Origin of the sequence: Rhodopseudomonas rhenobacensis (genome assembly GCF_014203125.1) — a bacterium.
GTDB lineage: Bacteria > Pseudomonadota > Alphaproteobacteria > Rhizobiales > Xanthobacteraceae > Rhodopseudomonas_A > Rhodopseudomonas_A rhenobacensis.
In genome coordinates, this window is sequence record NZ_JACHIH010000016.1 from 98114 (window position 1) to 109294 (window position 11181).

Here is an 11181-nt window from a genome sequence, read left to right on the forward strand (position 1 = left end):
GCCTGCAAAACCGCGCATTGATCCAGCGCAAACTCTTTCGCGCAAATAAGCGCCGGCGCTCTATTACCACTCAGGTAGAGCAAAACCGTCAGACGTGCTGCCCGCCATTGATGTGGATTTCCTCGCCGGTGACGTAGCTCGCCGCCTCCGAGCACAGGAAGAACATCACCTTGGCGACCTCGTCGGGCGTGCCGATTCGCCGCATCGGGATCGTCGGCGCCAGCCGCGCCTCGGTCTCCGGCGACAGGATGTCGGTCTTGATTTCGCCGGGCGCGATCGCATTCACCCGGATCCCATAGGGCGCGTAGTCGTGCGCCATCTCCCGGGTCAGACAGGCCAATGCGGCTTTCGAGGTCGCATAGGCGGTTCCGGCGAACGGGTGGACCCGGGAACCGACGATCGAAGTGACGTTGACGATCGAGCCCGAGCCGGCGCGTAGCTCGTCGAACAGCCCCTGCGCCAGCAGGATCGGCGCCAGCAAATTGACGTGGAACACGCCCATCCAGGTCTCGACCGGGGTGTTCAGCGAGGTCAGGCGCTCGCCTTCCAGCCCCTTCGGCGAGATCGCCGCGTTGTTGATCAGCGCGTGCAGCGGCGAACCGCCGAGCCGCTCCTTCAGTGCTGCGATCGCCCGCGGCAAGGCGCGGTAATCGCCGAGTTCGATCTCGACGTGATCCTCGACGCCGGTCGCCCACGGGCAGCGCTCGTCGTTGAACGGCTGCCGCGAACAGGTGACGATCCGCCAGCCGGCGTCGGAGAACAGCTTGCCGGTGGCGTGGCCGATGCCGCGCGACGCCCCGGTCAGCACCAGGGTCTTCTGCTTGCCGGCCCGGCTGTCGCGCTGATCGGCGTGGAACGGGCAAGCGCCGGTGCCGGCCGCGGCCGGCGGCGCGCCGGGGTGGCGCAGCTCGGTGGACTCGGGGTGACGCAGCTCGGCCGCGGCCGGATGCGCCGATCCCGGGTGATGATGCAACGGTGACGACGGCGGCGGCGGCGCGTTGACGCTTTCCAAGGATGTCTCCCTCGCCACCGGGCTCGGATGGCACCAAGGGGGTTTGCAGGATTCGGGCCACTGCGGCTGGGAGCGATTGTCGCAATGAGGGCGGCGGCTGTGTCGTCAGTTCGACATCGTGGCGCGTCCGCAACACGCCGAGCGTTGCTTTCTCGACAAACCGAGCCGGCAAAACCGGCCGAAACGCCCCGCTACGGTACCCGCCGGCATTTTGACGGTGTGATGACGGCTGGTCCGGCTCTTGCTTTGAGCGCTGCGAAGTTGGGATTGGGCCTGGGGTGACGCGGATGTCTCGAGCAGCCGACCACAGAAGAAAGCGCTTCGCCATCGTCCTCGGCACCAACGAGATCGCCTCGGCCGTGGCGGTGTTCCTGCATCGCGCGGATTTCGGCGTGGTGCTGTCCCACGATCCGGACTTTCCGGTGATCCTGCGCAAGATGGCGTTCGCCGACGCGCTCTATCGCGACGACGTCAAACTCGAAGAGGTTCGCGGGGAGCGGGCCGACGATGGTATGCAGGTATTCCAAGGCCTACGCACCGGCGACCGGGTGTCGGTGACGCGGCTCGGCCTCGCCGATCTGTTGCCGGTCGGCACGATGGACGTGCTGGTCGACGCAAGGCTGCAGCAGCACCGCACCACCCCCGACCTGCATCGGCTGGGGAAGCTGACGATCGGCATCGGCGGCGGCTTTTCCGCCAGTTCCAATTGCGACGTCGCCATCGAGGCGCCGCCCGACCGCAATGCGGCTGCTCGGCATGACGGCCCGCTGTCCGGCAACGCCGGCGCGACCGCCACCGAAACGTTCGCTTGTGCGCAGGGAGCCGGGCGTTGGCGCACCGCGGTCGAGATCGGCACGCCGGTGCAGCGCGGCGCGGTGCTCGGCCTGCTATCAGGAATGCCCTATCGCGCGCCGTGCGACGGCGTGGTCCGCGGCCTGGTCCGCGACGACAGCAATGTGCCCGCCGGAGCACGGCTGCTGGAAATCGACCCGCGCGGCCGCCACGCGCAATGGACCGGGATCGACGAGCGCGGTCGCAGCATCGCCAAGGCGGTGCTGTACGCGGTGCAGCTGCACAGCGAGCCGACCCGCCCGCTGATCGCCGCCTCACATCACGCGGTCTGAGCGGCGGCTGGATCCATTGCTATCAGCTAGGGAGGATCCCGCCCGGTCGCGGGCTTCGCTGTGCCGTATCCAAGATCCCGTCCAAGACGCTGCCCCACCGGCTGATCCAGCGTGGCGTCGCCGCTACTAATATACTGCAAGTGACTTGCGGCGCCGCGGCGCTATGTTACGCTCTCCCCAGTGTCTGGTAACAGACCGCTGCAATTGGCGTCGTCGTTCGCATCGAACAGAGAGTTCGCCATGGGGGGTTACGGAACGGCCGGTTTGGGCACGGCGAAGCTACGGCCGCAGGTCGGGGCCGCCCCCGCGGCGGCGCTGAAAATCCTGTTTCTGCATCCGAAGACGCTGGTGGATTCCTGGCCGGTTCCGGTCGACACGCTCGGCGAAATCGTCAAGTTTCCCAGCGCGGTCTATCCGGTGCTCGCCGCCACCATCAAGGACCTCGCGGTCGAGACGCAGTTTCTTGACGGTTACGTGGCGCGGATTTCGCTGGCCGACTATCGCGCCCGGCTGCGCTGGGCCGATGTGATTGCGATCTCCTGCATGTCGCCGCTGAAGGCGCTCGATACCGAACTCACCGTCAAGCTGGCGCGCGAGGTCAATCCCGCGGTGAGAATCGTGGTCGGCGGCAACCACGCCACCGCCTGGCCGGACCGCTGGATCGACGCCGGCGTCGATTTCGTGGTCACCGGCGAAGGCGAAGCCGCGTTCCGGGCGCTGATCACGGCGCTGATCGCCGGCGCCAGTACGTTCGACGCCGTGCCCAACCTGTGCTGGCGCGACGGCGACAGCTGCCGGCGCTCGGCGGTGAAGGCCGAGCCGACCGACCTCGAAACAGCACCGATACCGGACTGGAGCGGTTTCGACCTGCGGCCTTATGGCCTGGGCATGAGCAATGGATTCGGCGCCGCGGTGGAGATTTCCCGCGGCTGCCCGCATCGCTGCGACTTCTGCAACATCAACACCTTCTGGAACTACAAGCAGCGCTACAAATCGGTCGACAAGGTGATCGCCGAACTGCAGGCGCTGAAAGCGGCCGGCGTCGGCGAGTTCATCTTCACCGACGACAATTTCGGCGGCGACGAGCGCAAGACCGTGACGCTGCTCAAGGAGATGATCACCCACCGCCTCGACCTGCGGTTCGGCTGTTTCCTGCGCGGCGACACCGTGCATCGCAATCCGGACTTCGCGCGCCTGGCGCACCAGGCCGGGATGCGGTTCTGCATGATGGGGATCGAGACCCTCGACGCCGAATGGCTGAAGACCCACCGCAAGGGCGTGCGCGCCCACGATGCGATCGCCATGTACAACAAGATCTACCGCACGCTGCGGGCGCAGGGCATCTTCGTGGTCGGGCTGTTCATCATTCCGGCGCAACGCGGCAAGACGCGCTACGTCAAGCCGACCGGAATCGTCTGCGACTATCAGTTCACCGCCGACCTGGTGGCGCTGCGCGGCAGCGCGCTGTTCGAACACCACGCCGAGGCCGACACCGTCTCCAAGGACATGTTCTACCACGACTGGAACCTGTCCAGCATCCTGGTCGACGACCGTGCCGAACAGCGCAGCGGCAAGTCGTTCCTTCATACCCTGCGCGAGAATATGTCGCTTCATGCGTTGCGTCAGGCCTTTGCTGGCTCGCCGGTGGCGCGGCGGTTTCGCTGGCGGCCGGTCTGGATTCTGCTCGAGCGCGCAATCTGCACCACCGCGGCTGACGTGAAACGTTACCGGGTGGCGCGTTCGAAAGCTTTGACCATGCAGCAGAAGCAGGACTACGCTGTCGGGAGCGTGCTTGATCCGGCGCATATCGCCCGCTTGGCGCGCCGACGAGGGGTGTTGACTCCGCTCGGACTGCGCACCAGCCTGTGGACCCGCGCAAGATAGTGGCCAGACGATCATGGCCAGGCAAAACGGCGCCGGGACTGCGGAGGGAACATCGATGCAGACGATCGTGGTCACGCGCTCCGGCAGGATTGCCACGGTCACGCTGAACCGTCCCGCGGCACGCAACGCCATCAACGGCGTGATGCATCAGGAGCTGAAAACGTTCTGGACGACGTTCGATCGCGACCCCGAGCTCGACGTCGCGATCCTGACCGGCGCAGGGCCGGACGCGTTCTGCGCCGGCGCGGATCTCAAGGAATACATCCCGCAATGGCTGTCGCGCACGTTTCAGGACGTCCGCGACAATGTCGACGACGGGCTCGGCGGCATCACCCGCGGCATCCGGGTGAAGAAGCCGGTGATAGCCGCAGTCAACGGCTGGGCGCTGGCCGGCGGCTTCGAACTGGCGCTGGCCTGCGACGTGCGCATCGCCAGCGACACCGCGCGGTTCGGCAGCTTCGAGATTCATCGCGGCTTCCATCACGGCGATGGCGGCATCGTCCGGCTGGTCGCCAGCATCGGCGTGTCACGGACCATGGATATTCTCTACACCGGCCGCGAAGTCAGCGCGCAGGAGGCCCACGCCATCGGCCTGGTGGCGCAGGTCGTGTCGCCAGGCGAACTGATGGCGACCGCGCAGGCCTACGCCGCCAAACTGGTCGAAAAGAGTCAGGTCGCGCTGCATTCGATCAAGGAGACCGTGCTCGAAGTGGTCGGCAAGTCGATGGGCGAGGCTCTGAAACTCGAGGCGATCCTCGGCTATTCCAGCGGCGACGTCGCCCATATCCGCGAGCAACTCAGGGAGTTTGCCGAAAAGAACGCCGTCAAAGTTTGAATCGTGCGGGGATCGGCGAACGTCGGATGACGCGGCGCCGACCGATCTTTGAACCAGTCCATCGTTCGAACAGACCGTCTGAGCGACCCTGACGCCGTAGCGCCAGGCCGGAGCCTTTTCGATATGCTGACTTGTCCAGACTGTGCGGTGACCGTGCAACCCACGCAGCGGTTCTGCGCCAATTGCGGAGTTCCGCTCACCACAGCCAAGCCGTCGGCCAGGCCCGCAGCCACGCCGGACATTGCCGAACACCGACAATTGACGCTGATCTTCTCCGACATCGTCGGCTCCACCACCTTGACGGCGACGCTCGGCGCCGAGACCTATCGCGAGCTGCTGCGCAGCTTCCGCGAAATCACCGCGCGGATCGTCAACCAGTATCAAGGCCAGCTCGCCCGCTTCGAAGGCGACGGCATGATGATTCATTTCGGCTTTCCGATCGCGCGCGAGGACGACGCGTTCCGCGCGGTACAGACCTGCCTCGATCTGCAGGAAGCGGTCGGTGGGCTCAACGAACGCTATCGGCCGGGCGACGAGGGCGAGTTCTTTCAGATCCGCATCGCGGTGCATACCGGCACGGTGATCGCCGGCGACATCCAGTCGGAGACCACGCGCGAGCAGATGGCGATCGTCGGCGAAGCCGCCAACATCGCCGCGCGGCTGCAGAGTCTCGCCAGCCCGGGCTCCACCATCATCAGCCAGGACACCTACGATCTGGTCGGCGCCAGCTTCGATTGCCGCTATCTCGGCGCGCCGCCGTTGAAGGGCGTCGATCGCCCGATCAAGATTTTCGAAGTGCACGTCGCCGAAGCCGGCGAGGAGCTGCGCCGCGGCCCGGCGCCGGGCCGCATGATCGGCCGCGAAAAGGAGATCGCCCGGCTGGAATGCCTGTGGCAACGCACGCTGACCGGCGAAAGCACGCTGATCGTGGTGGCCGGCGAGGCCGGGGTCGGCAAGTCGCGACTGCTACGCGAATTGTTCGCGGCGCTCGGCGACCAGAAATTCCTCAGCATCGTGCTGAAATGTTCGCAGCTCTATCAGCAGTCCGCGCTGCATCCGTTCGTGTACTACCTCACCGACACGCTCGGCCTTTCGCGGGTGCCGCGCGCGGAGAAATTCGACCGGCTGACGCGGGCCCTGCGGCTGCGATTCGCCGATCCGTCCGAACACATCGCGCTGCTCGCCAAGGTGCTGTCGGTGCCGCTGCCGGACGACTATCGGCCGGCGCGGGACTACACGCCGCAGCAGGAGAAGGCGCGGTTTCAGGAAGTGCTCACCGGCTGGCTGTTGCGCGAAACCGAGTCGCAGCCGGTGCTGCTGGTGGTCGAGGATATGCACTGGGCCGATCCGTCCACCGTCGAACTCTTGTCGGAGATCCTGCCGAAGCTGAACAACGCCCGCACCTGCGCGATCATGACGTTTCGGGACGATTGCGACCGCACCTGGATCGACCGGCTGCAGCCGCGGCTGATCCCGCTGCAGCGGCTCGACGCCCACCAAACCACCGACCTGATCCTGGAGATCGCCCATGGCCGCTCGCTCAGCACCGAGCTTCTGGAAACGCTGAGCGCGCGCACCGACGGCGTGCCGCTGTTCATCGAGGAGATGACGCGGCTGGTGGTGGAGAGCGACCTCGGCGATACGCCGGGCGGCGAGCAGGCGTCGCCGCCGAGCCTGCCGGCGACGCTGCAGCAATCGCTCAACGCCCGGATCGACCGCGCCGGCGCCAACCGCGAAATCCTGCGGCTGTGCGCCACCATCGGCCGCGAATTCGACCACGAGATGATCGCCGCGGTGTGGGACGGCGATCCGGCGCTGCTCGGCGCCGAACTCGACAAGCTCACCGTCGCCGGCATCCTGGAGCCGTCCGGGGTGCCGCCGCGGCGCAAATGGCTGTTCCGTCACGCGCTGATCCAGGAGAAAATCTACGAGCTCGGGCTGTCGACGCACCGCCGCGCCGCGCACGCCAAGATCGCCGCCGCGATCGAAGCCCGGCTGCCATCGATCTGCGCCGACAATCCGGAGATTCTCGCGCATCATTATCTCGAGGCGCGAATCGACGCCCGCGCGTTCCCGTTCCTGTGCATGGCCGCCGAACAGGCGATCCAGCGCTCGGCGCATCGCGAGGCCGCGCATCATCTCAACGCCGCGCTGAAGATCGTCGCCGCGATGCCGCCGAGCCCGCAGACCACCTCGCAGAAGCTGCAATTGCTGCTGCAGGCCGGCGTGGTGCAGACCGCGATCGGCGGCTACGCCGCGCCCGAGGTCGGCAGCAAGTTCGAAGAGGCGCGCGAACTTTGCCGCGCGCTCGACCTGTCGGTCGGGCTGTTCCCGGCGCTGCACGGGCTGTACCGCTATTACTTCGTCCGCGCCGATCTCGACGACGCCTGCGAACTCGCCAGCGAATTGTTCTCGATCGCCGAGAGCAGCGGCGATCCCGGGCTGCGGCTGGAGGCGCATCGCGCGGTCGCCAATTGCGCGTTCCAGAAGGCCGAATTTCACCGCGCCGCCGAGCATTTCGACATCAGCCTCAGCCTCTACGACGACGAGCGGCACGCCTCGCATCGCCACACCTTCGGCGTCGATCCGTTCGTCGGCGCCTCCTCGATGGCGGCGATGAACGCGCTGCTATTGGGCGACGCCGCGGCGGCCGCCGAGATCAACGCCCGCGGCGTCGCCAAGAGCGAACGCCTCGGCCATCCGTTCACGCTGTGCTGGGCGCTGAACTACGCGCTGGTGCAGCTGCAGCTCGCCGGGCGCACCGACGACGTCAAGACGCTGGCCGACCGGGTCAGCGCGCTGACCGCGCATTATCGGTTTCCGTTCTGGCAGACCGGCGGACTGATCATGCAGGGCTGGTGGTTGCATGCCACCGGGACCGACCGCGCCGCCGGCATCCAGATGATGACCCAGGCGGTCGACAGCTGGGAACGGCTCGGCGCCATCACCTTCCACGCCTATTATACCTCGCTGTTGGTCGAGGCGCATCTGCGCGACCAGGACGCGGTCGGCGCCGAAACCATCGCGCGCCAGGCCATCGTCACCGCGCAGCGCAAGGGCGAGAGCTGGTGGGTCCCGGAATTGCTGCGGCTACTTGCCGCGGCGCGGGCGTTGGACGGCGCGCCCGGCGGCGAATCGCCCGACGCGATCATGGCGCAGGCGCTCGATCTGGCGCGCCGGCAATCCTCGCGATTTCTGGAACAGCGCCTGCTTGCCTCACCGCTGCTGCATAGTTGAGCAATAAGGACCGCTCCGGGGAATCCCCAGCCGGTATCATAACGCCACTCCTTTGACCTCGATCAATATCTCCTTCGCAGATGCATATAAAACGCATGCATAACTGAAACGTCATTTTGTTAGATAAATCGTGGGACTATCATCCTGGAGTATCGCTCCAGAATCGGACTCCCACTTCCCTGCAATCAAGAATGGACGTTGACCGTGACCCTTTCCTCCCCGTCCGACCTCGACAAATTGGTAGCGCGCGTCAAAGCCGCCCAATTGATCTTCGCTACCTATTCGCAGGAACAGGTGGACCTTATCTTCCGCAGCGCCGCACTGGCGGCCTCGGACGCCCGGATCTCGCTGGCGCAGATGGCCACCGCGGAAACCGGCATGGGCGTCGTCGAAGATAAGGTGATCAAGAATCACTTCGCGTCGGAATACATCTACAATGCCTATAAGGACGACAAGACCTGCGGCATTGTCGAGGTGAACGATGAAGCCGGCATCATGGTCGTCGCCGAGCCGATCGGACTGATCTGCGGCATCGTGCCGACCACCAACCCGACCTCGACCGCGATCTTCAAGGCGTTGATCTGCCTGAAGACCCGCAACGGTATCATCTTCAGCCCGCATCCGCGCGCCGCACGCTCGACCAACGCCGCCGCCAAGCTGGTGCTGGACGCCGCCGTCGCCGCCGGCGCGCCGCCGGATATCATCGGCTGGATCGAAAAGCCGACGCTGGAACTGTCCAACGCGCTGATGCACCACCCCGAGGTCAACCTGATCCTGGCCACCGGCGGCCCCGCGATGGTGAAGGCCGCCTACTCTTCAGGCAAACCGGCGATCGGCGTCGGCGCCGGCAATACCCCGGTAGTGATCGACGAAACCGCGGATATCAAGCGCGCGGTGGCCTCGATCCTGATGTCCAAGACCTTCGACAACGGCGTGGTCTGCGCCTCCGAGCAATCGATCATCGTGGTCGACGAAGTCTACGACGCGGTGCGCGAGCGTTTCGCCAGCCATGGCGGCTATATGCTGAAGCCCGCGGAACTCGACGCGGTGCGCGCGGTGTTGCTGGTGAACGGCAACGTCAACGTCAACATCGTCGGGCAATCCGCCGCCCGCATCGCCGACCTGGCCGGCATCTCGGTGCCGCATGATACCAAGATCCTGATCGGCGAAGTCGAACAGACCTGCACCTCGGAACCCTTCGCGCACGAAAAACTGTCGCCGACGCTGGCGATGTATCGGCGCAAGGACTACACTCAGGCGGTCGCGGCCGCGGTGGAACTGGTGGCGCTGGGCGGCATCGGCCATACCTCGGCGCTGTATACCAACCAGGACCTGCAGCCCGAACGCGTGGTCGATTTCGGCACCAAGATGAAGACCGCCCGGATCCTGATCAACACCCCGTCGTCGCATGGCGGGCTCGGCGATCTGTACAACTTCAGCCTGGCGCCATCGCTGACGCTCGGCTGCGGCTCATGGGGCGGCAACTCGATCTCCGAGAACGTCGGCCCGAAGCACCTGATCAACAAGAAAACCGTCGCCAAGCGAGCCGAGAACATGCTGTGGCATAAGCTGCCGAAATCGATCTACTTCCGCCGCGGCGCCACCAGCGAAGCCTTGAAGGATCTCGCCGGCAAGAAGCGGGCGCTGGTCGTCACCGACGGCTTCCTGTTCAGCAAGGGTTACACCGACGACGTCATCCGGCTGTTGAAGAAGAACGGCATGGAGGTCGAGACCTTCTTCCAGGTCGAAGCCGATCCGACGCTGTCGATCATCAAGAAGGGCGTCGAGATCGCACAGGCCTTCAAGCCCGACGTAATCGTGGCGTTCGGCGGCGGCTCGCCGATGGATGCCGCCAAGCTGATCTGGGTGTTGTACGAACACCCCGACGTGCAATTCGAAGATCTGGCGCTGCGCTTCATGGACATCCGCAAGCGGATCTACAAATTCCCCAAGCTCGGCATCAAGGCGGATCTGGTGGCGATTCCCACCACCTCGGGCACCGGCTCCGAAGTGACGCCGTTCGCGGTGGTCACCGACGACGCCACCGGCATCAAGTATCCGATCGCCGACTACGAACTGACCCCCAGCATGGCGATCGTCGACGCCAACTTCGTGATGCATCTGCCGAAGTCGCTGACTGCGTTCGGCGGCATCGACGCCGTGGTGCACGCGCTGGAATCCTATGTCTCGATCATGGCCAGCGAGTTCACCGACGGCCAGGCGCTGCAGGCCTTGAAGCTTCTCAAGGACAACCTGCCGTCGGCCTATGCCAACGGCGCCAAGGATCCGATCGCACGCGAACGGGTGCACAGCGGCGCCACCATCGCCGGCATCGCCTTCGCCAACGCGTTCCTCGGCGTCTGCCATTCGATGGCGCACAAACTGGGCGCCGCGTTCCACATCCCGCACGGTCTGTCCAACGCGCTCTTGATCTGCAACGTGATCCGCTACAACGCCAACGACAACCCGACCAAGCAGACCGCGTTCTCGCAATACGACCGGCCGAAATCCCGCCATCGCTACGGCGAGATCGCGATCGCGCTCGGCCTCGAGGGCGTCAACACAGCCGCCCGGATCGACGCTCTGCTCGAATGGCTGGAACAGTTGAAGCGCGACCTGGAAATCCCGGCGTCGATCCAAGCCGCCGGCGTGCCGGAGGCTGCGTTCCTCGCCAAGCTCGATGAGCTCGCGGTCGAAGCGTTCGACGATCAGTGCACCGGCGCCAACCCGCGCTTCCCGCTGCTGGCGGAACTGAAAGCCATCCTGCTCGACAGCTATTACGGCCGGGCCTTCAGCGAGGCGCACGAGGAGCCCGAGCACGAAGTGGTGACGCTGGCGATCCCCGACGCGGCGGAGTAAGGCCGCAGGCCCTTCGCAGGCACGGAGACTTTCCCCCCGCGCCCGCGTTACGAAGTAACTATCAAGTCAACGCCCGGTGATCGCTCGCCGGGCGTTGGCGTTTTGGCCACGTCATGACGACGTGCCGCGAGTTACTGAGTCATCCGTGAAGAACACATAAGTCGTTGAGCGAGAATCGGTTTTGTGCGGCTGCAAGTATAGATTTTTGCCGGTTTGGGCGGGTCTGACGC

General features: G+C 65.5%; 6 protein-coding genes. 5 read left to right on the forward strand and 1 reads right to left on the reverse strand.

The window, feature by feature from the left end:
* Nucleotides 1-88: 88 nt before the first annotated feature.
* Nucleotides 89-931 (reverse strand): SDR family NAD(P)-dependent oxidoreductase, encoded by an 843-nt coding sequence (locus HNR60_RS13845; protein ID WP_430694932.1) that lies wholly within the window; start codon nucleotides 929-931, stop codon nucleotides 89-91.
* Between the two features lie 368 nt (nucleotides 932-1299).
* Here HNR60_RS13845 and HNR60_RS13850 point away from each other — a divergent pair, with 368 nt between their 5' ends.
* The 5 genes from HNR60_RS13850 (at nucleotide 1300) to adhE (ending at nucleotide 10951) form a co-directional block, all read left to right on the forward strand.
* The gene (locus HNR60_RS13850; protein ID WP_184258408.1) at nucleotides 1300-2136 is read left to right on the forward strand and encodes a xanthine dehydrogenase; all 837 of its coding nucleotides are present in this window, start codon (nucleotides 1300-1302) and stop codon (nucleotides 2134-2136) included.
* A 240-nt stretch (nucleotides 2137-2376) separates the two neighbouring features.
* Nucleotides 2377-4020, forward strand: a complete 1644-nt coding sequence (locus HNR60_RS13855; RefSeq protein WP_184258409.1) for a B12-binding domain-containing radical SAM protein — start codon at nucleotides 2377-2379, stop codon at nucleotides 4018-4020.
* A gap of 55 nt (nucleotides 4021-4075) precedes the next feature.
* Complete coding sequence (locus HNR60_RS13860; RefSeq protein WP_184258411.1) at nucleotides 4076-4855, forward strand: enoyl-CoA hydratase/isomerase family protein; 780 nt, start codon at nucleotides 4076-4078, stop codon at nucleotides 4853-4855.
* A gap of 147 nt (nucleotides 4856-5002) precedes the next feature.
* Complete coding sequence (locus tag HNR60_RS13865) at nucleotides 5003-8092, forward strand: AAA family ATPase (RefSeq protein ID WP_184258412.1); 3090 nt, start codon at nucleotides 5003-5005, stop codon at nucleotides 8090-8092.
* Nucleotides 8093-8254: 162 nt separating this feature from the next.
* Nucleotides 8255-10951 (forward strand): bifunctional acetaldehyde-CoA/alcohol dehydrogenase, encoded by a 2697-nt coding sequence (gene adhE / locus HNR60_RS13870; RefSeq protein ID WP_184258429.1) that lies wholly within the window; start codon nucleotides 8255-8257, stop codon nucleotides 10949-10951.
* The last annotated feature ends 230 nt before the right edge of the window (nucleotides 10952-11181 follow it).

Coding starts and splice junctions, on each gene's coding strand:
- HNR60_RS13850 (WP_184258408.1), top strand. CDS start 1,300: ATGTCTCGAGCAGCCGACCACAGAAGAAAGCGCTTCGCCATCGTCCTC.
- HNR60_RS13855 (WP_184258409.1), top strand. CDS start 2,377: ATGGGGGGTTACGGAACGGCCGGTTTGGGCACGGCGAAGCTACGGCCG.
- HNR60_RS13860 (WP_184258411.1), top strand. CDS start 4,076: ATGCAGACGATCGTGGTCACGCGCTCCGGCAGGATTGCCACGGTCACG.